18 protein-coding genes, 1 tRNA gene and 2 pseudogenes are annotated in these 23,468 nt (G+C 73.2%); 11 read left to right on the forward strand and 10 right to left on the reverse strand.

All coding sequences use genetic code 11. The features are described 5' to 3' along the window. The first annotated feature begins 3 nt into the window (after nucleotides 1-3). Nucleotides 4-2,697: a CHAT domain-containing protein gene (locus IE142_RS28815; protein ID WP_229830962.1), complete on the forward strand. Its 2,694-nt coding sequence runs from the start codon at nucleotides 4-6 to the stop codon at nucleotides 2,695-2,697. 438 nt (nucleotides 2,698-3,135) lie between these two features. Here the strand turns inward: IE142_RS28815 and IE142_RS28820 are convergent, their stop codons facing one another. Beyond that, a complete protein-coding gene (locus IE142_RS28820) occupies nucleotides 3,136-4,971 on the reverse strand; it encodes a LuxR family transcriptional regulator AbsR2 (RefSeq protein ID WP_191888458.1) in 1,836 nt (611 codons plus the stop codon). 72 nt (nucleotides 4,972-5,043) lie between these two features. Between IE142_RS28820 and absR1 the strand changes: the two genes are divergently transcribed. Beyond that, nucleotides 5,044-6,123, forward strand: a complete 1,080-nt coding sequence (gene absR1, locus IE142_RS28825; protein ID WP_191888459.1) for a beta-glucuronidase AbsR1 — start codon at nucleotides 5,044-5,046, stop codon at nucleotides 6,121-6,123. A gap of 288 nt (nucleotides 6,124-6,411) precedes the next feature. On the opposite strand, the gene IE142_RS28830 is transcribed toward absR1, so the two are convergent. Further along, nucleotides 6,412-7,155: an Hsp70 family protein gene (locus IE142_RS28830; RefSeq protein WP_268252984.1), complete on the reverse strand. Its 744-nt coding sequence runs from the start codon at nucleotides 7,153-7,155 to the stop codon at nucleotides 6,412-6,414. Nucleotides 7,156-7,376: 221 nt separating this feature from the next. Beyond that, nucleotides 7,377-7,450 (reverse strand) — tRNA-Pro (locus tag IE142_RS28835). 215 nt (nucleotides 7,451-7,665) lie between these two features. Here IE142_RS28835 and IE142_RS28840 point away from each other — a divergent pair. Next, a complete protein-coding gene (locus IE142_RS28840) occupies nucleotides 7,666-8,619 on the forward strand; it encodes a bile acid:sodium symporter family protein (protein ID WP_191888460.1) in 954 nt (317 codons plus the stop codon). Between the two features lie 193 nt (nucleotides 8,620-8,812). On the opposite strand, the pseudogene IE142_RS28845 reads toward IE142_RS28840, so the two are convergent. Further along, nucleotides 8,813-9,068, reverse strand: a pseudogene (locus IE142_RS28845) (RraA family protein); the annotation flags it as partial. Further along, nucleotides 9,065-9,430, reverse strand: a pseudogene (locus IE142_RS37035) (PIG-L family deacetylase); the annotation flags it as partial. The pseudogenes IE142_RS37035 and IE142_RS28845, both read right to left, overlap by 4 nt. A gap of 138 nt (nucleotides 9,431-9,568) precedes the next feature. Between IE142_RS37035 and IE142_RS28850 the strand changes: the two are divergent. The 4 genes from IE142_RS28850 (at nucleotide 9,569) to IE142_RS28865 (ending at nucleotide 13,937) form a co-directional block, all read left to right on the forward strand. Continuing rightward, nucleotides 9,569-10,732, forward strand: a complete 1,164-nt coding sequence (locus IE142_RS28850; protein WP_191888461.1) for a Gfo/Idh/MocA family protein — start codon at nucleotides 9,569-9,571, stop codon at nucleotides 10,730-10,732. Between the two features lie 107 nt (nucleotides 10,733-10,839). Beyond that, a complete protein-coding gene (locus IE142_RS28855) occupies nucleotides 10,840-12,003 on the forward strand; it encodes a phytanoyl-CoA dioxygenase family protein (protein ID WP_191888462.1) in 1,164 nt (387 codons plus the stop codon). Beyond that, nucleotides 12,000-12,776, forward strand: a complete 777-nt coding sequence (locus IE142_RS28860) for an SDR family oxidoreductase (protein ID WP_191888463.1) — start codon at nucleotides 12,000-12,002, stop codon at nucleotides 12,774-12,776. The genes IE142_RS28855 and IE142_RS28860 overlap by 4 nt, the downstream gene beginning before the upstream one ends. Before the next feature lie 156 nt (nucleotides 12,777-12,932). Next, on the forward strand, nucleotides 12,933-13,937 hold the full coding sequence (locus tag IE142_RS28865; protein WP_191888464.1) for a Gfo/Idh/MocA family protein: 1,005 nt from the start codon (nucleotides 12,933-12,935) through the stop codon (nucleotides 13,935-13,937). Nucleotides 13,938-13,976: 39 nt separating this feature from the next. Here the strand turns inward: IE142_RS28865 and IE142_RS28870 are convergent, their stop codons facing one another. The 5 genes from IE142_RS28870 to IE142_RS28890 all read right to left on the reverse strand — a co-directional run bounded on the left by IE142_RS28870 (nucleotide 13,977) and on the right by IE142_RS28890 (nucleotide 18,513). Further along, nucleotides 13,977-14,390 carry a VOC family protein gene (locus IE142_RS28870; protein ID WP_191888465.1) on the reverse strand — a complete coding sequence of 138 codons (414 nt, stop codon included), beginning with the start codon at nucleotides 14,388-14,390 and terminating at the stop codon, nucleotides 13,977-13,979. A 146-nt stretch (nucleotides 14,391-14,536) separates the two neighbouring features. Beyond that, the gene (locus IE142_RS28875; protein WP_191888466.1) at nucleotides 14,537-15,439 is read right to left on the reverse strand and encodes a sugar phosphate isomerase/epimerase family protein; all 903 of its coding nucleotides are present in this window, start codon (nucleotides 15,437-15,439) and stop codon (nucleotides 14,537-14,539) included. 1 nt (nucleotide 15,440) lies between these two features. Further along, nucleotides 15,441-16,409 (reverse strand): ATP-binding cassette domain-containing protein, encoded by a 969-nt coding sequence (locus tag IE142_RS28880; protein ID WP_191888467.1) that lies wholly within the window; start codon nucleotides 16,407-16,409, stop codon nucleotides 15,441-15,443. Nucleotides 16,410-16,414: 5 nt separating this feature from the next. Next, nucleotides 16,415-17,491: an ABC transporter permease gene (locus IE142_RS28885; RefSeq protein WP_191888468.1), complete on the reverse strand. Its 1,077-nt coding sequence runs from the start codon at nucleotides 17,489-17,491 to the stop codon at nucleotides 16,415-16,417. Then, nucleotides 17,491-18,513 carry a sugar ABC transporter substrate-binding protein gene (locus IE142_RS28890; protein ID WP_191888469.1) on the reverse strand — a complete coding sequence of 341 codons (1,023 nt, stop codon included), beginning with the start codon at nucleotides 18,511-18,513 and terminating at the stop codon, nucleotides 17,491-17,493. The genes IE142_RS28885 and IE142_RS28890 overlap by 1 nt, the downstream gene beginning before the upstream one ends. 237 nt (nucleotides 18,514-18,750) lie before the next feature. On the opposite strand from IE142_RS28890, the gene iolC reads away from it, so the two are divergent. Genes iolC through iolD form a run of 4 tightly spaced genes read left to right on the forward strand, consistent with a single transcriptional unit; the run spans nucleotide 18,751 to nucleotide 23,439 of the window. Next, the gene (iolC, locus tag IE142_RS28895; RefSeq protein ID WP_191888470.1) at nucleotides 18,751-19,713 is read left to right on the forward strand and encodes a 5-dehydro-2-deoxygluconokinase; all 963 of its coding nucleotides are present in this window, start codon (nucleotides 18,751-18,753) and stop codon (nucleotides 19,711-19,713) included. A 13-nt stretch (nucleotides 19,714-19,726) separates the two neighbouring features. Further along, entirely contained in the window at nucleotides 19,727-20,614 is an 888-nt protein-coding gene (locus IE142_RS28900) for a Cgl0159 family (beta/alpha)8-fold protein (protein ID WP_191888471.1), read from the forward strand. 60 nt (nucleotides 20,615-20,674) lie between these two features. Continuing rightward, nucleotides 20,675-21,568 carry a 5-deoxy-glucuronate isomerase gene (iolB, locus tag IE142_RS28905; RefSeq protein ID WP_191888472.1) on the forward strand — a complete coding sequence of 298 codons (894 nt, stop codon included), beginning with the start codon at nucleotides 20,675-20,677 and terminating at the stop codon, nucleotides 21,566-21,568. After that, complete coding sequence (gene iolD, locus IE142_RS28910) at nucleotides 21,565-23,439, forward strand: 3D-(3,5/4)-trihydroxycyclohexane-1,2-dione acylhydrolase (decyclizing) (RefSeq protein WP_191888473.1); 1,875 nt, start codon at nucleotides 21,565-21,567, stop codon at nucleotides 23,437-23,439. Before iolB ends, iolD begins: the two co-directional genes overlap by 4 nt. The last annotated feature ends 29 nt before the right edge of the window (nucleotides 23,440-23,468 follow it).

A 23,468-nucleotide genomic window follows, 5' to 3' on the forward strand; every position in this document is an offset into this window, starting at 1 on the left:
CCGATGGTGTTCGCCGCCCCCAATGAAGCGCTGGCCCGGGCGGAGGAGCTGCTCGGGGCCGATCCCTCACCGCTGCACGCCTCGGTCGCCCATCAGGTGATCGGCATCTGGCAGCGGGACTTCGGCGACACCCGGCGGGCGCTGGCGCATCTGCGGCGCGCCCGCGAGCTCGCGGCCCGCGCGGACTCGGCCGAGCGGGAGGCGGACGTCCTCGCCACCCTCGGGGTGGCGCTGGTGCACGCCGGGCGCACCCGGGAGGGTCTGGCCGCGTTCGAGCGGGGGGTGGCGCGCGGCACCGGGCACACCAGGGCGCGGGTGCTGTACCGGCGGGCGTACGTCTGGTGGGTGCTGGGGCGGCACGGCGAGGCGCTGGAGGACGTACGGCGGGCGGTCCCTGTGCTGCGGCAGGCCGACGACGTGATCTGGACGGCGCGGGCGCTGACCCTGCGGGCGACCGTGCATCTGGCGCTCGGCGCGGTGGAGCGGGCGGACGCCGACTTCACGGCGGCGGAGGCGCTGTGGGACACCACCGGCCAGGAGCACGACAAGGCCGACGCGGTGGAGAGCCGGGGGCTGGCGGCGTTCCGGTCGGGTGACGTGCCGGCGGCGCTCAGGCTGCTGGACGAGGCGGAGGAGCGGTACGGGAAGCTGGGTACGCCGACGTTCATGCTGTCCATCCGGCGCTGCGAGGTGTTGATGGCGGCGGGGCTGGCCACGGAGGCGCTGGCCGAGGCGGACGGGGCGATCTCGGCGCTGGACGGGATCGGCGGGCAGTCCACCCGCAAGGCGGAACTGCTGCTGGTGGCGGCGCGGGCGGCCCGGCTGGCGGGTGACCCGCAGACCTCGCTGGCCCGCGCGGCCCTCGCGGTGCGGCTGTTCGCCGGGCAGCGGCGCTCCTGGTACGAGACGCATGCTCGGCTGGTGCTGCTGGAGGCGCGGACGGCGACGGGGCGCGCCTCGGGCCGGCTGGTCGCGGACGCGGCGGCGGTGGCGGAACGGCTGGCCGCCTTCGGGGCACCGGCCGCGCCGGAGGCCTCGCTGCTGGCGGGCCGGATCGCGCTGGACCTCGGCTGGACGGCGGACGCGGAACGGCATCTGGCCGTCGCCGCGCGCAGCCGGCACGGAGGGCCGCCGCTCGCGCGGATGACGGGCTGGGCGGCGCAGGCGTTGCGGGCTCGGGCGGCGGGTTCGGCGCGGGGCGTGCTGGAAGCGTGCCGGCGGGGCCTGGACGTCCTCGACGACCACCGGATGACGCTGGGCGCCTCGGAACTGCGGGCCCGGGCCACCGCGCAGGGCGCGGAGCTGGCCGCGCTGGCGCAGCGGGCGAGCCTGGTGTCGGGCGGGCCGCGGCGGCTGTTGGTGTGGAGCGAGCGCTGGCGGGCGACGGTGCTGTCGGCGCCGCCGACCCGTCCCCCGGCCGATCCGGTGCTGCTGAGCACCATGACGGCGTTCCGGGAACTGGCCGCCCGCGCGGACGAGGCCCGCACGGACGGCGGCCGTCCCGCCCCCGCGCTGGAACGCGAACAGCGGCGCCTGGAACGGGAGATCCGTTCCCGCACCCTGCACATGCGGGGCGAGGGTTCCGGCGACGGCGACAGGTTCGACGTCGGCCGTCTGCTGGAGCGGCTCGGTGACGACCTGCGTCTGGTGGAACTGGCCGTGCTCGACGGGCGCGTGCACGTACTGCTGTGCGGGCAGGGACGGGTGCGGCGGTTCGAGGCCGGGCTGCTGGCCGAGGCGGAGCGGGAGGCCGAGCACGTGCAGGCCGGTCTGCGGCGGCTGGCCCACCCCGGCGGCGAGGCCCGGCTTCCTCTGGTGGAGGCGGCGGGTGCCCGTCTCCAGGAACTCCTCCTCGGTCCCGCCGCGGCCCACCTCGGCAACGGACCGGTCGTCGTCGTACCCCCCGGCCGGCTGCACCGCGTGCCGTGGGCCCTGCTGCCCGCGTTGCGCGAGCGGGTCCTGAGCGTCTCCCCGTCGGCGAGCAGCTGGCTCCGGGCCAAGGAGACCGCCCCGCCGCCCGGCGGACGCCAGGTCCTGGTACGCGGTCCGGGGCTGGCCAGCGGTGGCGCCGAGGTAACGGAGCTCGCGGACCGGTACCCAGCGCGGGGCGGTGCGGTGTCGGCGTCCTCACCCACCCAGCGGGGTTGGGAAGCGGCCTGCGCGGACGGCGACGGCGGGCGGGGGCCCGAGCCGGACGACGTGTACGAGTCGCGGGCCGCCGGCCGGCCCACCGTGCTGGAGGGGGACGAGGCGCGGGTGCCCCGGGTGCTGCGGGAGCTGGACGGGGCGGCGTTGGCGCACATCGCCGCGCACGGCACGTTCCGGGCGGACAGTCCCTTGTTCTCTTCGCTGCGGATGGCGGACGGGCCGCTCATCGTGCACGACTTCGAGCGGCTGGACCGCAGCCCGTACCGGATCATCCTGTCCTGCTGCGACACCGCCCGCCTCGCCTCGGTGGGCGCGGACGAGCTGCTCGGGCTGGTCACCGCGCTGCTGCCGCTGGGCACGGCCGGGGTGGTGGCGTGCAGCGCGCCGGTCAACGACGCGGCGGTGGTGCCGTTGATGCTCGCCCTGCACAAGGGCCTGGACGCGGGGCTGTCCCTCGCGGAGGCGCTGCGCGACGCGCGGGCGGCCCTGCCGGGCGACGCGGTGCACCAGGCGACGGGGTGGGCGTTCTCCGCGTTCGGGGCGGCTTGACGCCTCGTGGTGCTCTCGTGCCGGGGACGGCCGGACGCTCCGCGATGACCGCCGTTTTCGAGGTGTCCGGGCCCCACCGGGACCGCCGCACACGGATCGGTCGGACTTCCGGCAGTCGGCCGCCCCCCGCTGGGGCCGGCCGATCTCCCCGCGACGACCCGCGCCCTCGGGGCCGTCCGGCCGGGCACCCGTGGTCACCGCCGTCCACAAGGCGGCCGGGCTCCCCGTGATGACCGCCGCCCTGGCCCCGCCTGCCACCTTGTTGATGACCGTCCCCCTCCCGGCCCGCCTGCCGTCCCGTGATGACGGCCCCCTCCCGGCCCCCACCCGCCCCCCGTAGTGTGCCGCCGCGCCGGACGCCCCGTCGCGAGCCCGTGGTCACGGCCGCCGGGCGCCCCGGGCACCGTGACGCAGGGCGCGGCCACGCACACCCGTTCCTCACGCGGGCTGGGGTTCGGGCAGCTCCATGAGCCAGGTCAAGGCGCCGCGGTCGCCGGCGCCGAGGCGGGTGTAGGCGCCGTAGAGGTGGTTGCCGACGGTGCGGACGGACAGGGTGAGTCTCTCCGCGATCTGCCGGTTGCTCAGGCCGGCGGCGGCGAGCGTGACGATCTGCCGCTGGCGGGCGGTGAGTTCGCCGAGCACCAGCCCGGACAGTGCGGGGGTGCGGGCCCCCTCGCAGCGCCGGGCGAGGGCCGCGGCACGGGTGCGGGCGGTGCGGGCGGCACTCGGGTCGCGGTGGGCGCGGACCGCCTGGGCGTGCGCCTCGGCCGCGAAGAGCAGGAAGCCACGCCGCTCCAGTCGCCCGGCCACCTCGTCCAGCGCGGGTCCGTCGCCCCGCGCGAGGGCGTCGGCGTGCGCGGCGAAGACGCCGGTCAGCCGGCCGGCCGCCCGCTCGGGTACGCCGAGCCGGACGGCGTCGTACGGGTCGCCCGCGGCGGCCGAGCGGACCGCCTCGTCCAGGTCGCCGCGCGCGGCGGCGGCCCAGGTGGCGACCGCCGCGGGGTGTACGGCCCGCTCCTCGCCCCCTGCCGTCGCGTCGCCCGACTGGGCCGCGGCCAGGGCGAGTTCGTCGCGGCAGGACGGGTCCCGCGGGCTGGTCCGCAGGCCCTCGCCGGCCCAGACCGCCGCCTCGGCCAACCGTCCGCCGAGCCGGGCGAACCGGGCGCGCAGTGCCGCGTACCCGGCGGGCAGCGGCACCCCTTCGGCCACCAGCCACTCCCCCACGGGCGTCACCGGGTCCCGTACGTCCGCCTGCTCGATGCGGCGGGCCAGGGCCGCCGCCTCCGCCGCGAGGGCGGGCTCGCACCGGTCGGGCGTCCGGGCCAGGCGCCGTGCCCGCAGCCGGCCCGCGGCGGCCCGCAGCACCGGGCCGTGCAGGGGATGGGTGAGACGTGTGGCGCCGTGGTCGTCCACGGCGACCAGGCCCTCGGCCTCCAGGCACTCCAGGACGCGTACGTCGAAGTCCTCCAGGTCGAGGGGCAGCGGTTCCGCGAAAGCGAGGCGTTCGAGCGTCTCACGCTCCTCGGGGCGGGCGCGGTCCAGGACGTGGGCGGTGCGCTCCCGCACGGCCTCGGTGACCGGCACCGGCCCCCGCCAGGCCGACCGGTCCGTGCCCGGTACCGGCGTGAGCGAACCCCGTTCGCGCACGGCGGTCAGCAGTTCGCGCAGCAGCCGCAGGTCGCCGCCGCCGAGGCGGTGCAACCGGCCGGCCGTGAGCGGCTCCAGGGCGACGTCCGCACCGGCCGTGAGCAGTTCGGCGGTGTCCTCGCGGGGCAGCGGCCGGAGGGCGAAGCGCGGCAGCAGTTCCCCGGACCACAGCCGGGACACCGCGCCCGGTACGGGCACGCCCTCCGTGGCGACGACCAGGAGCCGGGTGCGGCCGTGTACGGCGAGCTGGTGCACGAGGGCGGCGGAGGCGGCGTCGAGCAGGTGGGCGTCGTCGACCATCAGCAGCCGTGCGCCGGACAGGAGTTGAACCGCCCGGTGCAGGGTGACCGTCTCGGGCAGCAGGTGGGCGAAGGCTGCGAAGGGGATGTCCCGGGTCTCGGGCGTCCCGGCCGCCCTGGCGCAGTCCGTGCCGCGCACCGCCTCGGTCACCAGCCTGGTCTTGCCGCAGCCGGCCGGCCCGGTCACCACGATGCCGCCGCGTCCGGCGGTCACCGACCGGCGTACCAGCTCCAGTTCGTCCGCCCGCCCGGTGAACGGCCACGGCGCCCCGAGTGTCCTCACGTCCCGCTCAGAAGTCGTCACGACAACATGAGTCGGCATACTCATCCCTGATACAGGGCGACTTGAGTACCCCTCGACTCAGGCGCCCGCAGCCTCGCGGACGGCATTCTGGTGGCCATGACCGCACGCTACTGCTCGCTGGCGCGGCAGCCGGATCCCGTGTTCGCACCGGGACTGGCCGCCGCGCGCCTCGCCGCGCTCGTCGGCGGGCAGCGGATGTGGGTCAACGGCACCGTGCTGCACTACTGCTTCCTCGGCGGGGACACGGACTCCTCCGTCGTTCCGATGCCGGGCACCGGACGTCCGCGGCGGGGGTCGTGGGTGGGGACCGAGGAGCAGCGGGACGTGGTGCGCGACTGCTTCCGGGAGTGGCGGGACCTCGGCATCGGGCTCGTCCTCACCGAGGTCGGCGACCGCTCGGAGGCCGAGCTGCGCATCGGTTTCCAGCCCGGCGACGGGTCGTGGTCGGCGGTGGGCAAGGACGCGCTCGGGGTCGGTCTCAACGACCGCACGATGAACTTCGGCTGGGACCTGACCGCGCCCGGGGAGCGTGCGACGGCCCTGCACCAGATCGGGCACGCGCTCGGCATGCTGCACGAGCACCAGAGCCCGTACGCCGGCATCCTCTGGGACGACGAGGCGGTCTACGCCGAGCTGGCGGGCCCGCCGAACCACTGGAGCCGGGAGCGGACCTTCCACAACATCCTGCGCAAGCTGGACGGCGACGAGGCCAACGGCCCCGTCTGGGACCCGCAGTCGATCATGGAGTACCCCTTCCCGTCGGGACTGATACTGGAGCCCGAGCACTACCGCTCGGGCCTGCACCCGCCCGGCACCCTCTCCGCCGCCGACAAGGAGTTCGCCCTGCGCTGGTACCCGCCCACCGGCCGTCCGGGCCCCCTGGTGCCGTTCCGTTCGGTGCCGCTCGGGCTGGGGCCGGGCGAGCAGGCCGACTTCCGCCTGGACCCGCCGGAGACCCGCGAGTACACCGTGGGCACCTTCGGCGACAGCGACGTCGTCGTCGTGGTATTCGAGGTGCGGGACGGGAAGCCCCGCTACCTCGCCGGACACGACGACGGGGGCACACCCCGCAACGCCACGATCAAGGCCCGTTTCGTCAAGGGCCGCCGCTATGTCGTCCGGGTGCGCCTGTACTCCTCCTGGGGTGCGGGCGAGACGGCGGTCATGTGCTGGTGACCGCGCGGCTCACAGGCACCCGGGCGCCGCGGCCACAGTCCGGCGCCGGGGGCGGCTGAGGACGTCACCGTCGGGGGACGGTGTCGCTCGGACACCCGGGTGACGTCCCAGCCCGCCGGGCCCGCTTCTTCGGGGGAGGAAGCGGGCCCGGCCTTTCCGGAGCCGTCGGCCGGGTGGGCGTGATGACCACGGTGACCGTCCGGTTCTTCACGGGCTCGGCGTACGGCGCGTCACGCTGGTCCGCGCTGACCGTGGTGAAGGCGGTGAGGGGCATGCCGGTGGCGTCGCTCAGCTCGCGGGCCGCGATGAGGGCGCGCCACAGGGAGACGACGGACCCGCCGCCGGTCGGGGCACCGGGAACGGTGGCCGCGTGGCCGTGGATCTCGACGTGCGGCCTTCGTCCGGCCAGGCGTTCGCCGAGGACCGCGAGCCGGCCGGCGCCGGACGGAGTGCACCCTCGGAGAACAGTCCGTCGGCGAAGGCGGTTTCCACGGAAGCGCCGTGGGCCTGTGGCCTTATGCCCGGTGCCCGCAGCGCGCGGGCCAGTGCCTCGGCCGCTTCCGCCCGGCGGGTCGCCGCACGGCCTCGGTCACGTGCCTCGAGCAGCTCGCGCCGGCCGGGGCTGAGGGTGGCGCCGCCGACCAGGAGCAGGCGGTCGATGTGGTCGGGGCGCAGGGAGCTGTCGGCCAGCGCCTCGCGGCGCAGGCGGACCGCGCGGGTGTAGAAGGGCAGCGCCAGGTCGTCGGGGACGCCGCGGGTCAGGGTGTATCCGAAGGGTTCGGTGCCGCCGCTGCCGTCGTCGAGGTCGACGGCGAGCTCGACCGAACCCGCGCGGGACAGCGCGAACTTGGCGTTCTCCGCCTCCGGCTTGAGCTTGGCGAAGTTCTTGCGCCAGCGGCCGCGGTTGTTGCGGTTGAAGTCGGCGAGGCCGAGGTCCCGCCGGACCGCGGGGGCCAGCAGGTCGCCGACGAGGACCCCAGTCGGTGAGCTTTCCGCCCAGATAGGGTCGCCGGCGTGCTGGCTGAAGTTCACCGTCGGGCTTGCTCATCAGGGCCGCGTCGAAGGTGCCGCCGCCCAGGTCGAACACCATCCAGTGTGCCGGTTCGGACGCGTCCTGCACGCCGTAGGCGATGGCGGCGGGCGTACCGACCAGTGTCCGCGCCCGCCCCGGGACCCCTCCCGGGGCGGGTGCGGACACAGCCGAGAGGCCGTACCGGTATGTTCCGGTACGGCCTCTGCCCAGTTGCTTCACGTCGGGACGACAGGATTTGAACCTGCGACCCCTTGACCCCCAGTCAAGTGCGCTACCAAGCTGCGCCACGTCCCGTTGCGCGTCCACGCTTCCGTGTGATCGCGCTGGTCAAGCCTACCTCATCCCTCGGGACGGGCACGCCGCCCTACGCGGTCCCGGGTGGATCGGCGAAGGCAGGCCCTTCAGGGGACCGAGATGTCGTCCACCGGGTCCACCTGCGCGAACCGTGCCGATGATCACATCGCGAGACGGCGTTGCGTCGGGCCGTCCACCGGGCGTTACCTCGCACGGTGCGAACCGAACGACCCGAACACCTCAGCGACGACGGCGACCGCTCCGCGCGGCGCGCGGTGACCGTCTTCCCCGTCCTCGTCCTCCTGGCCGGCGCCCTCGGTCTGCTGTTCCCCGGCGGTTTCACCGGGTGGAGCGAGTCGGTGCCGTACCTGCTGGGTGTCGTGATGTTCTGCATGGGCATCACCATGACCCCGGAGGACTTCCGCGGGGTCGCCAAGCGGCCCTGGGCGGTGGCCCTCGGCCTCGTCGCGCACTACGTCATCATGCCGGGGCTCGGCTGGGCCGTCGCCCACGTGCTGGACCTCCCGCCGCAGCTCGCGGCCGGTGTCATCCTCGTCGGCTGCGCCCCCAGCGGCACGGCCTCCAACGTGGTGACGTACCTGGCGCGGGGCGACGTCGCCCTGTCGGTCTCCGTCGCCACCGTCTCGACGCTGGTCGCTCCTCTGGTCACTCCGCCGCTGACGCTGCTGCTGGCGGGTGAGTACCTGCCGGTGGACGCCGGTTCCATGGTCACCGACATCCTCAAGACGGTACTGCTGCCGGTTCTCGCGGGGCTGGCCGTGCGGCTGCTGGCGGGGCGTTACGTGGAGCGGGTGCTGCCGGTGTTGCCCTGGCTGTCCGCTATGACGATCTCGGTGATCGTGGCGGTGGTGGTGGCGGGCAGCGCCGACGCCATCAAGTCGGCCGCGGCGATGGTGTTCCTCGCGGTGGTGCTGCACAACGGCCTCGGGCTGGCGCTGGGTTACGGCGCGGGACGCCTCGGCCGTCTGGGCGAACCCGCGAGCCGCGCGATGGCCTTCGAGGTCGGCATGCAGAACTCCGGCCTCGCGGCTTCTTTGGCCACTGCCCATTTCAGCCCCCTGGCGGCCCTGCCGGCCGCGGTCTTCTCCGTCTGGCACAACGTCTCCGGCGCGGTGACGGCGGCGTGGCTGTCGCGCCGGGGGCGGTGAGGCGACCTGCGGTCGGCTGGGTGGGGCGGCTCGCCCGCCCGGCCCGGCTCGGCAGGCCGTCAGGTGGCTTCGCCCTCCCCGGAGCCGCGCCCGGTTGCCGCGTGGGGACTCCGGCGGGGCCGCCCCGGGCCACGACTCCGGCCGGCGCCGTCCGCGCGTGCGCCGCGAGGGTTCGCGGTGCCGGTCGGCCCAGGACGAAGCCGCCGGTGGCCTTCACGGTGCCTTGCACGCAGACGGCCCGGGACCAGGCGGCGAAGCCCTCTCGCGCGCAGCTCCTGGGTGTCGCGGATGCCCGCGAGGCGTACGCCCTGCTGGACGGGCCGGATCTCCGGACCGAGCAGGCCGGTGCGTCCCATGGCCTCGCCGACGGTGCCCACACCGTACCCGGCGAGCGCCTCTGCGTGCTCGGCGTCGGCCTCCGGCGGGTCGGTGACGATGACGCCGCTCATGCCAGCTCCTTCGCGATCTGCGGGTACGGGCACATGAACGCCTCGGCCATGGTCCTGTGGGCCAGGCCCGGGTCGGGCCCGCGTTGCGCTTGAGCCGGACGCCCCGGCGGACGGCCAGGTCGATGGAGTAGTCCCACAGGTGCTGCTGGGTGGCGAGGTACTCCATGGCCTTGCGCTTGGTCTCCCACACCTCGGTGGTGTCGAGCAGGTCTCGGGCCTGCAGCCGCCATCTCGGGCTGGTGCGGCTCGAAGCAGAAGACGGGCGGGGCGCCGATGATCTCGCCCTCCGCCGGGCAGCCGATGGCCTGGGCGAGGACACGGGCTTCCAGGGCCAAGCGGTCGGCGGCCGGATGGTCGCCGTTGCCGTTCGAGCTTGCGAGCCTCGACCCGGACGACGTGGGCCGGTCCCGGGCTTTGTCCTGTCAAAAGGTTGACATGATGCCGACGCTCCGCAGAGGGTGGGCGGGACAGAGCAGGGACCGGTCCGAAGAGGGGCTCTCATGGTGGACGCACTCGGTGTCGCCGTCGTCGGTTTCGGCTGGATGGGCCGGGTGCACACCCAGGCGTACGCCCGGGTCCGCCACCACTATCCGCAGCTCGCCCTCCGTCCCGAGCTGGTGACGGTCGCCGAGGAGGTGCCCGGGCGGGCCGAGGAGGCCGCCGCTCGGTTCGGCTTCGCCTCGACGACCCGCGACTGGCGGGACGTGGCCGCGGATCCCCGGGTCCGCGCGGTCAGCATCACCGCCCCGAACTTCCTGCACCGTGAGATCGCTGTCGCGATGGCCGAGGCGGGCAAGCACATCTGGATCGAGAAGCCGGTCGGCCTGTCCCTCGACGACGCCCGGGCCGTGGCCGACGCCGTCGCCAAGGCCGGCGTGCAGGGCTCGGTCGGTTTCAACTACCGCAACGCGCCCGCCGTCGAGGCCGCCCGCGAACTGATCGCCGCCGGGGAGATCGGCACCGTCACCCATGTCCGCATCCGCCTCTTCAGCGACTACGCCGCCCACCCCGAATCCGCACTGACGTGGCGCTACGAGCGCGAGCGCGGCGGCAGCGGGGTCCTCGGCGACCTGGCCTCGCACGGCGCGGACCTGGCCCGGTTCCTGCTCGGCGACATCGCGTCCCTGACCGCCGACACGGCGATCTTCCTGCCGGAGCGGGCCCGCCCGACCGCGGCCACCGCCGGTCATGCGCGGGCCTCGGGCGGTGAGTCGGGCCCGGTCGAGAACGAGGACTACGTCAGCTGCCTGCTGCGCTTCGCCTCCGGCGCCCGAGGCGTCCTGGAGGCGTGCCGGGTCTCGGTCGGCGAGCAGAACAACTACGGCTTCGAGGTGCACGGCACCACCGGCGCGGTGTTCTGGGACTTCCGCCGCATGAACGAGCTGGGCGTCAGCCGCGGCTCGGCCTACCAGGACCAGCCCGTCAGCACGGTCTACGTCGGCCCCGCGCACGGCGAGTTCGGCGCCTTCCAGCCGGGGGCCGCCAACGCCATGGGCTACGACGACCTCAAGGTGGTGGAGGCCCACCGATTCCTGCGCTCGATCGCCGAGGCGACCCCGTACGGCGCCACCCTCCCGGACGCCGTGCACAGCGCGGCCGTGCTGGACGCGGTGGCGCGGTCGGCGGCGCGCGGCGCCTGGGCGGAGGTACGCCCCGAGGAGTGACCGTGGCAGGCCCGGCGGGACGCTGTCGGACCGCCCTCCCCTGCTCTCACTGCCCCGCCGGTCGGCACCGCCCCGCTCCTCCCCGCCCCGTCACCGAAGGGACGACGATGTCCTCCGCTCCCCGCGATTCCTCCAGTGCCCACCTCTCCGAACGGGTCTGCGACCTCGACGCCTTCCGCGCGCTCGTCGAGCGGCCGACCGACCCCGACTGCCATCCACGGGCCGCCTCCGTGGGACAGAACGTCCCCGTGTACGACGCAGGCGGGCTGCGCGACGATCCGGGGACGGCGGCCGAACTCGTCCACGCCCTCGCCGACGGCCCCGGCATCGTCGTCCTCAAGGGCGCCTTCCCCGACCCGGCGGTCGTCGACCGGGCCACCGCCGTGTTCGACGCGCTGATCGCCGAGCAGCGCGCCTCGGGCGCCACCGCCGGTGACCACTTCGCCGCACCCGGAGCCAACGACCGGGTGTGGAACGCGCTGGAGAAGACCGCCCGGCACGACCCCGAGGCGTTCGCCGACTACTACGCCAACGGCGCCCTCGCCCTGGTCGCCCGGGCCTGGCTCGGCCCCGGCTACCAGGTCACCTCCCAGATCAACGTGGTCAACCCGGGCGGCGCGGCCCAGGCCGCGCACCGCGACTACCATCTCGGCTTCCTCTCGAACGAGGCCGCGGCGGCCTACCCGGCGCACGTGCACCGCCTCTCCCCCGTGCTCACACTCCAGGGCGCGGTCGCGCACTGCGACATGCCCGTGGAGTCGGGCCCCACGATGTACCTGCCGTACTCCCAGAAGTACGAACCGGGCTACCTGGCCTGGCGGCTCCCGGAGTTCCGGGCCTACTTCGACACCCACCACGTGCAGCTTCCCCTGACCAAGGGCGACGCGGTCTTCTTCAACCCGGCCCTGTTCCACGCGGCGGGCACCAACCGCTCGTCCGGCATCCGCCGCATGGCCAACCTGCTGCAGATCTCCTCCGCTTTCGGCCGCGCGATGGAGACCGTGGACCGGGAGGCGGTGGCGAACGCCGTCTTCCCCGTGCTGCTGAAGCGCAAGGCCGAGGGCGTGGAAGGGCGGTGGGTGGAGAACGTGATCGCCGCGAGCGCCGAGGGCTACCCCTTCCCCACCAACCTCGATCGCGATCCGCCCGTGGACGGTCTGGCCCCGCCGTCCCAGGCGGACGTCGTGCGGCGGGCGCTGCGCGAGGAGTGGACGCCGGACGTGCTCCAGGCCCAGTTGCGGGCCGGCGTCGGACGCCGGGAGACACGATGACACTGCTCGACGACAAGGTCGTCCTCGTCAACGGCGGCAGCCAGGGGGTCGGCGCGGCGATCGCACGGGCCGCCGTGCGGGAGGGCGCGACGGTGGCCGTCACGGGACGGCGCCCGGAACCCGGCGAGGCACTGGTGGCCCAGTTGACGGCGGCGGACGGCAAGGCGATGTTCGTACGGGCCGACCTGGCGGACGCGGGGCAGGCCAAGGCCTCCGTGGGCCGGGTGGTGGAGGCGTACGGCCGCGTCGACTGCCTCGTCAACTCGGCGGGGCTGACCTCTCGGGGGACGCTGCTGGACACCACACCCGAGCTGTTCGACCAGCACATCGCGATCAACCTCAGAGCGCCGTTCTTCGCCATGCAGGCGGCGGTCGCGGACATGGTGGGCCGGGGCGCGCCCGGCACCGTCGTCAACGTCATCACGTCGTCGGCGCACGGCGGTCAGCCGTTCCTGGCGCCGTACGTCGCCGCCAAGGCCGGTCTGGTGGGCCTGACCAGGAACGCCGCGCACGCCCACCGCTTCGACCGGGTGCGGATCAACGGCCTGAACATCGGCTGGACGGCGACCGAGGGCGAGGACGCGACCCAGCGGGCCTTCCACGGCGCCGGGGACGACTGGCGCGAGCGGGCCGCCGCCCGACTGCCGATGGGGAAGCTGGGGCAGCCGGACGAGATCGCCGACTTCGTGGTCCTGCTGCTGTCGGACCGGTCCGGGGTGGTCACGGGCTCGGTGATCGACTGGGACCAGAACGTCCTGGGCGGCCTGGACTGAGGACGGACGACCGGCAACGGCACCGCGGGCCGGGCGCGCACGGCAGCCACTCACCACCTGCCCGGCACGCACGGCAGGCACGCACCGCATACCCGGCACGTCCACCACGCACGGCGGGCCTGACACGGCAACCACGCACAAGGAGCAACGAGAACCATGCGCATCGGAATCCTGGGCCTCGGCCGCATCGGCGTCTTCCACGCCGAGACCCTCGCCTCACTGGACGCCGTCGACTCGCTCGTCGTCGCCGACCCGTTCGCCAACGCCGCGAGGTCGGCCGCCGAGCGGTTCGGCGCCGAGATCGCGGACTCCCCCGAGGCGGTGCTGGCCGCCGGGGTGGACGGTGTGGTGGTCGCGGCGGCGACCGACGCCCACCCGAGCCTGATCCTGGCCGCCGTCGAGGCCGGCGTGCCCGTCTTCTGCGAGAAGCCCGTCGCCCGCACCATGGCGGAGGGCGTCGAGGTGCTCAAGGCGATCGCAGGTAGTGACGTGCCGGTGCAGATCGGCTTCAACCGCCGCTTCGACGCCGCCTTCGTCGCGGCGCGGGCGGCCGTGCGGCGGGGCGAGCTGGGCAAGCTGCACACCGTGCGGTCGACCACCCTCGACCCGGCGCCGCCGCCGGCCGCGTACATCGCCGCCTCCGGCGGCATCTTCCGCGACTGCTCGGTGCACGACTTCGACGTGATCCGCTGGGTGACGGGCCGCGAGGTGAGCGAGGTGTACGCCGTCGGCGGCAACCGGGGGGCCGACTTCATCCGGGAGGCGGGCGACGCGGACACCACCGGCGCGATCCTCACCCTGGACGACGGCACGATCGCCGTGGTCTCCAACAGCCGTCACAACGCGCGCGGTTACGACGTCCGCATGGAGATCCACGGCTTCGCGGACTCCATCGCCGTCGGCCTGGAGGACAAGCTGCCGCTGCGCTCGGTCGAGCCCGGCGCCACCTTCCCGGCCGGCACCCCGCACGACTTCTTCATGGACCGCTTCACCACCGCCTACCGCACCGAACTGACCGCGTTCACCGAGGTCGTAGCGGGTGCCCGCCCCTCCCCCTGCACGATCGAGGACGCGCTGGAGGCAGGCTGGATCGCCGAGGCGTGCACGCTGTCGCTGCGAGAGCACCGTCCCGTGACGGTCGCGGAGGTGCGGCGGGGCTGAAGCGGACCGGGATGCCCGGCGGGCCGGTGGACCGAGCGGTCAGCCCGCCGGCTCGCTGATGTCCACCATCCAGGGGACGCCGAACCGGTCCGTGCACATGCCGAAGACGTCTCCCCACATCTGCTTCTCCAGCGGAACGGCGACGGAGCCGCCCGCGGACAGCTTCTCCCAGTAGCCTCGCAGCTCCGCCTCGTCGTCGCCGCTGAGGCTCACCGCGAAGTTGGTGCCCGGGGTGTACTCCATGCCGGGCGGGGTGTCGGCGCCCATGAGGGTGAAGCCGCTCGGCGTCTCCAGCATGCCGTGCATGATCTTGTCGGCCTCCGGGGCATCGGCGTCGCCGAAGGCTCCGAAGGTGTTGAGCGCGAGCGTTCCGCCGAATACCCGCTCGTAGAACTCCATCGCCTGGCGGGCGTCGCCGTCGAAACTGAGATACGGGTTGAGGCGCGAGACCATGTCAACCTCCCCGGACGGGATGAACGGTGTGCCTTGCACGCTAGCGCGCGGCACTGGGAACGGCTCGCCGAGCGGGGACGCACGCGAACGACCCGGCCCCGCGGCTCGTGGCGGGAGGGCCGGGCCGGGTGGCCGCGTATGCGCCCTCAGGCCCCGCAGGAGCGCAGGAACCTGCGCGTGCGGACGGCGATGGGCAACGGCTTGTCGGGCTCGCAGGGGTACATGTCCTGCTCGACGATGGCGAAGAGGTCGACGTCGAGCCTCTGGGCCGCGGTGAGCACCGGGCCCAGCTCGGGCACTCCGGCGGGCGGCTCGCACATCACCCCGCGCTGCACGGCCGACCCGAACGGGACGCCGTTCGCGCGCACGTCCGCGAGGATCTCCGGGTCGACCTGCTTGAGGTGGAGGTAGCCGATGCGCTCGCCGTAGGTCTCGATCAGCTTGACGCTGTCGCCGCCGCAGTAGGCGTAGTGGCCGGTGTCCAGGCAGAGGCTCACCAGGTCGGAGTCGGTGGCGTCGAGGAAGCGCTCGACGTGCTCCTCGGTGTCGATGTGGGTGTCGGCGTGCGGGTGGACGACGATGTCCAGGCCGTAGGTCTCCTTCACCTCGTGGCCGAGGCGTTCCATGCCCTTGGTCAGGTGCGCCCACTGCTCGCCGGTCAGCTCCGGCGGCTCCAGGATCTCGGCGGTCTTGTCGTCGCGCCAGAAGGACGGGATGACCACGAGGTGCTTCGCGTCCATCGCCTGCGTCAGGGCGGCGACGCGGCTGACCTGCTCCCAGGTGCCGTCCCATTCGGAGGGGCCGCGGTGCAGCCCGCAGAAGATGGTGCCCGCCGAGACCTTGAGTCCGCGCCGGATCACCTCGTCGGTGAGGCGGGCCGGGTCGGTGGGGAGGTAGCCGTAGGGGCCGAGTTCGATCCACTCGTAGCCGGCCTCGGTGACCTCGTCCAGGAACCGTCCCCAGGGGACCTGTTTCGGGTCGTCGGGGAACCAGACGCCCCAGGAGTCGGGAGCCGAGCCGACGCGGATGCGGTCCAGGGCAGCGGGCATGTCAGGCCTTCCCTTCGGCGGGTGCGGCGGTGTCGGACGCGGGGGCGTCTGACGCGGGGGTGTCGCCGGCCGGGTCGGGGACGCCGGCCGCGGGGGCCTCCGGCTCCTTCGGGAGGGCCGCCACGTCCACCCCGCCGACCTGCGCCAGTTCGTGCTTGAGGGCGGCGAGTTCGGCACCGCCCGCCATGTGGTTGGTGAGTTCCTCGAGGGTGATGTCGGCGCGGGCGGCGCTCAGTTCGAGGGTGCCCAGGCGCAGCACGCTGAAGTGGTCGCCGACCAGGTAGGCGTGGTGGGGGTTGTGGGTGATGAAGATGACGCCGAGTCCGCGCTCCCGGGCGGCGGCGATGTACTTGAGGACGACGCCGGACTGCTTGACGCCGAGGGCGGCGGTGGGCTCGTCGAGGATGAGGACGCGGGCGCCGAAGTAGACGGCGCGGGCGATGGCGACGCACTGGCGCTGGCCGCCGGAGAGGGTGCCGATGGGCTGTTCCAGGTCGTCCAGGACGATGCCCATGTTGCGCAGTTCCTCGTCGGCGGTCCGCTTCATGCGGGCGATGTCGAGACGGCGCACGGGCCAGGGGCCCTTGGTCATCTCGGAGCCGAGGAAGAAGTTCCGCCACACCGGCATCAGCGGGATGGTGGCGAGGTCCTGGTAGACGGTGGCGATGCCGCGGGCGAGGGCGTCGCGCGGGGTGCCGAAGCGCACCGGTTCGCCGTCCACGAGGAAATCGCCCTCGGTGTGCTGGTGCAGCCCGGAGATGATTTTGATGAGGGTGGACTTGCCGGCACCGTTGTCACCGAGGACGCAGGTCACCCGCCCGGGACGGACGGCGAGGTCGACGCCGTGCAGGGCGCGGACGTTGCCGTAGGCCTTGCCGGCGCCGCGCAGTTCGACGATCGGCCGGCCTTCCCGCTCGGGTGCGGGGTCCGCGAGGACGGCGCCGTGGGTGCCGGTGGTCTTGCTGGTCATCGCTGTCACCTCCGGGTCGCCGCGCGGCGGACATACAGGTTGATGAGGACGGCTCCGAGCAGCATCACGCCGAGGAAGGCTTTGAACCAGTCGGGGTTCCAGCCGGCGTAGACGATGCCCTGGTTCACCATGCCGAACATGAAGGCGCCGAAGACGGGGCCGATGGCGGAGCCGTAGCCGCCGGTGAGCAGGCAGCCGCCGATGACGGCCGCGGCGATGTAGATCAGCTCCTGGCCGACGCCCTCGCCGGACTGCACGGTGTTGAAGGAGAACAGCTGGTGCATGCCGACGAACCAGGCGCCGAAACCGACCAGCATGAAGAGCGTGATCTTGGTGAAGGTGACGGGGACGCCGACCGCGCGGGCGGACTCCTTGCTCCCGCCGACCGCGAAGATCCAGTTGCCGTACTTGGTGCGCAGCAGCACCCAGGTGGCCAGGGCCGCGAAGGCCAGCCACCACACGACCGTGATCTTCACCTGGACGCCGCCGACGTCGAAGGAGGAGGCGAAGAGGGCCTTGGCCTGGTCGAAGCCGTCCATGTCGCTGATGTCGTCGGTGGCGACGTTGCCGGTGACCAGCTTGGTGACCGCGAGGTTCACGCCCTGGAGGATCAGGAAGGTGCCGAGCGTCACCAGGAAGCTCGGCAGGCCGGTCTTCACCAGCACCCAGCCGTTGAACGCGCCGACCGCCAGGGAGACCACGAGGGCGACTATCACGCCCATCCAGACGTTCATGGTCAGCTGGTAGCTGAGCATGCTCGCGGTGAGCGCCGAGGTGACCACGGCGACACCGGCCGACAGGTCGAACTCGCCGCCGATCATCAGCAGGGCGACCGGCAGCGCCATGATGCCGATGGTGGACGACTGGTACAGCACCGTCGCCATGGAGCTGCCGTCGCGCACCGAGGGCGCGGCGATCAGGAAGAAGACGAACACGGCGACGGCGCCGAGGAAGACCCCGACCTCGGGCCGGGCGAGCAGGCGCAGCGTCATGGAACGCTGCCTGGTCCGCCCGTCGGTCTCCTTCGGGCCGGGGGCCGGCGGTGTGCCCACCGCCGGCTCAGCCTGTTGGGTCATGCTCATCACCGGGTGCCCTTCGCGGCGAACTGGGCGACGGCCTTCACGTTGGACTCGTCGACGAAGGCCGGGCCGGTCAGCACCGGCTGCTCACCGCCGCCGCTGTAGTTGCCGTTGTTCTTGTACAGCCACAGGCCGTCGACGGCGAGGTAGCCCTGGAGGTAGGGCTGCTGGTCGACGGCGAACTCGATGTCGCCCTTCTCGATGGCGCCGGTCAGTTCCTTGTTGAGGTCGAAGGTGGCGATCTTCGCCTTGCTGCCGGTCTCGTCCACCGACTGCACGGCGGTCATGGCGAACGGGGCGCCGAGGGTGACCAGGTGGTCGATGTCGCCGTCCTGCTTGAGCTTGGCGGTGATCGTCGACTTCACCGAGGGCATGTCGGTGCCGTTGACGTAGAGGTTCTCGATGGAGCCCTCGAAGGTCTTCTTCACGCCGTCGCAGCGCTGGGTGAGGCCGACGTTGCCCTGCTCGTGGATCACGCACACGGCCTTCTCGGCACCGTCGTCGTTCAGCCGCTTGCCCAGCGCCTCACCCGCCACCGTCTCGTCCTGGCCGAAGAACTCCAGCAGGCCGAGCTCCTTCCAGTCCGCCAGACCGGAGTTGAGCCCGACCACGGGTATCCCGGCCTTCTCGGCCTTGCCGATGACGCTGCGCAGGGCGTCCGGCTTGGCGAGGGTGACGGCGATGCCGTCGACCTTCTGGTCGATCGCGTTCTGCACCAGGTTGGCCTGGTTGCCGGCGTTCGGGTCAGCTGAGTAGACGAGCTTGATGTTGTCCTTGGCGGCGGCGGCCTCGGCGCCCTTGCGGACGATGTCCCAGAACGTGTCGCCGGGCGCCTGGTGGGTCACCAGGGCGACGGTCATGCGCGGGGTGTTCGCCTTGCCCGCGGAGGCACCCGAGCCCCCTTCCTCGTCGGCCTTCTTGCCCCCGGAGCTGCTGGAGCAGCCGGCGAGGGTGAGCGCCGCGGCGGCGGCGAGGGCCACGGCGGGGGCGATTCTGCGGGAGCGGGCGTGCGAAGAGCGGTCCATCTTTCCTGCACCTCACTGTGCGACTGTGCGACGGGAAGCCGTGTGCCAGACCAGAGAAGAACGGCTGTTGCTGCGCTGGGACCGGATACAAGTCCTTGAGGCGCCCGCTGTCAATACTTTGTCAAGACATCATTTCACAAGCAGGTCCGAATGTAAGTACAAAGTATTGACATGGTCGCCCAGGAGTCATACACCTGGGAGGCGGCAGGCCCCCGCCCAGCCAGAGGAGCGTCGCACATGGCCGAGTCAGTCCCGCGTTTCGATCTGATCACGATGGGCCGCATCGGGGTCGATCTCTATCCCTTGCAGACCGGTGTACCCCTGGCGGAGGTTGAGACCTTCGGCAAGTTTCTCGGCGGGTCGGCCGCCAACGTCGCGGTCGCGGCCGCCCGGCTCGGCCTTGCCACGGCCGTCATCACCCGCACGGGCGACGACCCGTTCGGCGGTTATCTGCACGGGGCGCTGAAGGAGTTCGGCGTCGACGACCGCTGGGTCACCCCGGTCGCCGCGTACCCGACTCCCGTCACGTTCTGCGAGATCTTCCCGCCGGACGACTTCCCGCTGTACTTCTACCGCCGCCCCAAGGCCCCCGACCTGGAGATCCACTCCCAGGAACTGGACCTCGACGCGATCCGTGCCGCCGCCGTCTTCTGGATCACCGGCACCGGACTGAGCGAGGAGCCGAGCCGCACGGCGACCCTCGCCGCCCTCGCCCACCGCGCCAAGTCCGGCACCACGGTCTTCGACCTGGACTGGCGCCCCATGTTCTGGACCGACCCCGACCAGGCCCGCCCCCACTACGCCGAGGCCCTGCGGCACGCGACCGTCGCGGTCGGCAACCTCGACGAGTGCGAGATCGCCACGGGCGTGCGCGAACCGCGTGCCTGCGCGGAGGCGCTGCTGGCGGCCGGGGTCGAGCTGGCCGTCGTCAAACAGGGCCCCAAGGGCGTCCTGGCCGTGCACCGCGACGGGCGCAGCACCGAGGTGCCGCCGGTGCCAATCGAGGTGGTCAACGGCCTCGGCGCGGGCGACGCGTTCGGCGGCTCGCTCTGCCATGGTCTGCTCTCCGGCTGGGACCTGGAGCGGACCATGCGGTACGCCAACGCGGCCGGCGCCCTCGTCGCCTCCCGCCTCGCCTGCTCCTCCGCGATGCCCACCGGGGCGGAGGTCGACGACCTCCTCGCGCGAGCCACTCCCTGAACGGAGCAACGCCTTGTCCCTCAGCATCCCCGACCTCACCTCGGTCAGAGCCCGGCACCCGGAGGCGATCGCCGAGGCGGCGGCCCGCCGGGTGCGCCGCCCACTGGTCGGCGACTCCGGCCGCCTGATGATCGTGGCCGCCGACCACCCGGCACGCGGCGCGCTCGGCGTAGGCGACCGTCGGCTCGCCATGGCCAACCGCGCCGACCTGCTGGAACGCTTGTGCACCGCGTTGTCCCGGCCCGGCGTGGACGGCGTGCTCGCCACCGCCGACGTGCTGGAGGACCTGCTGCTGCTCGGGGTGCTGGAGAACAAGGTCGTCATGGGCTCGATGAACCGCGGCGGCCTCGCGGGCGCCGCCTTCGAGATGGACGACCGCTTCACCGGCCACCGCGCCGAGGACATCGCCCGGCTGCGCTTCGACGCGGGCAAGCTGCTGCTGCGCATCGACTACGACGACCCCGGCTCGCTGACCACCATGGAGGCCACCGCCCGCGCGGTGGACGCGATGGCCGCGCGGGAACTGCCCGTCTTCGTCGAACCGTTCATCGCCCGCCGCGTCGACGGCCGGGTCCGCAACGACCTGTCCGCCGAGGCCGTGACCCGCTCCATCGCCATCGCCTCGGGCCTGGGCGGCACCTCCGCCTACACCTGGCTGAAACTGCCCGTCACCCACGACCCGGACGACATGGGCGAGGTGCTGGAGACCTCGACGCTTCCCGCCGTCCTGCTCGGCGGTGACATAGGCGGCTCCCCCGCGGACCAGGCCGCCGCCTACGAACGCTGGCGCAAGGCGCTCCGGCTGCCCACCGTGCAGGGCATGGTCGTCGGCCGCTCACTGCTCTACCCGGCCGACGGCAGCGTGGAACAGGCGGTGGACACGGCCGTCGGACTGCTGTGATCCACGAGTGTGACCCACGAGGACGCTCACGAAGGCACTGACGAGAAGAAGGACGAGGAGATGACGTATCACCTTCCGGCGGGCAAGGCGGTGGACGGCGCACTGGCCGTCGACGTGACACCCGAGAAGGCCGGCTGGGATCACTCCAGCCTGCGCGTGCTCCACCTGCCGCCCGGCGGCAGCCACACCTTCGACAGCGACGACAGCGAGTGGATCGTCCTCCCGCTCAGCGGCGGCTGCACGGTCGCCACGGCCGACGACTTCGGCCAGGAGACCTTCGAACTCACCGGCCGCGAGAGCGTGTTCAGCGGCGTCAGCGACTTCGCGTACGTACCGCGCGACGCCCGCACGACCGTGACCTCGCACGGCGGGGGCCGGTTCGCCCTCACCGGCGCCCGCTGCACCCGCCGCCTGCCCGCCCGCTACGGCCCGGCTTCCTCGGTGCCGGTGGAGCTGCGGGGCACCGGGAACTGTTCGCGGCAGGTCAACAACTTCGGCGCGGCGGGGACGTTCCAGTGCGACAAGCTGATCGCGGTCGAGGTCATCACCCCAGGCGGCAACTGGTCGTCCTTCCCGCCGCACAAGCACGACGAGCACCGCCCCGGCCGGGAGTCGGTGCTGGAGGAGATCTACTACTTCGAGTTCGCGGACCACGACGGCACCCCCGGCCTCGGCTACCAGCGGGTCTCCCCGTCCGGGCAGGGACAGGGCACCGACGTGCTCGCCGAGGTGCGCGACGGGGACGTCGTACTGATTCCCGACGGCTGGCACGGTCCGTCGATGGCCGTCCCCGGCCACCACATGTACTACCTCAACGTCATGGCCGGCCCGGGGGACGAACGCGCCTGGCTGATCTGTGACCACCCCGACCACGCCTGGATCCGCGACACATGGCCGGACCGGCCCGTCGATGACCGGCTCCCCCTCTACACCGCACCGGAGAGGTCCGCATGAGCGCCGCCGCCACCCGCCGACTGACCACCGCCCAGGCCCTGGTGCGCTTCCTGGCCGCCCAGTACACCGAACGCGACGGCGTACGGCGCCGGTTGATCGCGGGCACCTGGGGCATCTTCGGCCACGGCAACGTGGCCGGGATCGGCCAGGCCCTGGTCGAGTACGCGGACGTCATGCCGTACCACCAGGGCCGCAACGAACAGGCCATGGTGCACGCGGCCGTGGGCCACGCCCGACACCTCAACCGTCTGTCCGCGCAGGCGGTGACGACGTCCATCGGTCCCGGCGCCACCAACCTGGTCACCGGCGCCGCGCTCGCCACGATCAACCGCCTCCCGGTGCTGCTCCTGCCCGGCGACTACTTCGCCTCGCACGCCGCCGACCCGCTGCTGCAGCAGCTGGAGCACCCGACCGAGGCCGACGTGTCCGTCAACGACACCCTGCGCCCCGTCTCCCGCTACTTCGACCGCGTCACCCGCCCGGAGGCCCTCATCGCCTCCGCCCTCCAGGCGATGCGCGTGCTCACCGACCCGGCCGAGACCGGCGCCGTCACCCTCGCGCTGCCCCAGGACGTGCAGGCGGAGGCGTACGACTGGCCCGAGGAGTTCTTCGCCGACCGCGTCTGGCGGGTGAGGCGCCCGGCACCCGATCCGGTGGAGCTGGCCGAGGCGGTCCGGGCGGTGCGGACCGCCGGACGGCCGCTGATCGTCGCGGGCGGCGGCGTCCACCACAGCGAGGCCGAGGAGGCGCTGAGGGCACTGGTGGACGGCACCGGCATCCCCGTCGCCTCCACCCAGGCCGGCAAGGGCGCGCTGCGCCACGACCACCCGGCCGACCTCGGCGGCATCGGCCACACCGGCACCACCGTGGCCGACGACCTCGCCCGCACCGCCGACCTGGTGATCGGCGTCGGCACCCGCTACACGGACTTCACCACGGCCTCCGGCACCCTCTTCCAGCACCCGGACGTCCGCTTCCTGAACGTCAACATCACCGCCTTCGACGCCCACAAGCTCGCCGCCCGCACCCTGGTCTGCGATGCGCGGACCGGGCTCGCGGCACTGGCGGAGGGACTGTCCGGCCACCGGGTGGACGCGGCGTACGAGTCCGAGTACCGCACCGGCAAGTCCCGCTGGGACGAGGTCGTGCAGGCCGCCTACCGCGCCGACGACGACAACGCCGTGCCCACCCAGACGCAGGTGCTGGGCGCGCTGGACGCGGTTGTCGGCGACGAGGACGTGGTGATCAACGCGGCCGGTTCGCTTCCCGGAGACCTGCACAAGCTGTGGCGGGCCCGCTCCCCGCGCCAGTACCACCTGGAGTACGGCTACTCCTGCATGGGCTACGAGATCCCGGCCGCGCTCGGCGTCCAGCAGGCCGCGCCCGGCACGCCGGTGTGGGCCCTGGTCGGCGACGGCACGTACCTGATGAACCCGACGGAGATCGTCACCGCCGTGCAGGAGAACCTGCCGGTGAAACTGCTCCTGGTCCAGAACCACGGTTACGCCTCGATCGGCGGCCTGTCCGAGTCGGTGGGCGCGGAGCGCTTCGGCACCGCCTACCGGCACCGGGTGGCCGACGGCACCTTCACGGGCGCTCCCCTCCCCGTCGACCTCGCCGCCAATGCGGCCAGCCTCGGCATGGAGGTGCTGCGCGCGAAGACCGTACGCGAGCTGCGGGAGGCCTTGCGGACGGCCCGCGCGTCGGACCGTCCGACCTGCGTCCACGTCGAGACCGACCCCACGCCGACCGCGCCGGCCGCCGAGGCCTGGTGGGACGTGCCGGTCGCCGAGGTGTCCGCCAGGGCGGCCGTCCCCGACGCCCGTGCGCGGTACGAACGCGCCGTCGCCGACCGGCGCCGCCACCTCTGACAGCTCGACACCCACGCAAGGGAGGTACG

The organism is Streptomyces mutabilis, from assembly GCF_014649815.1.
Taxonomy (GTDB): Bacteria; Actinomycetota; Actinomycetes; order Streptomycetales; family Streptomycetaceae; genus Streptomyces; species Streptomyces mutabilis.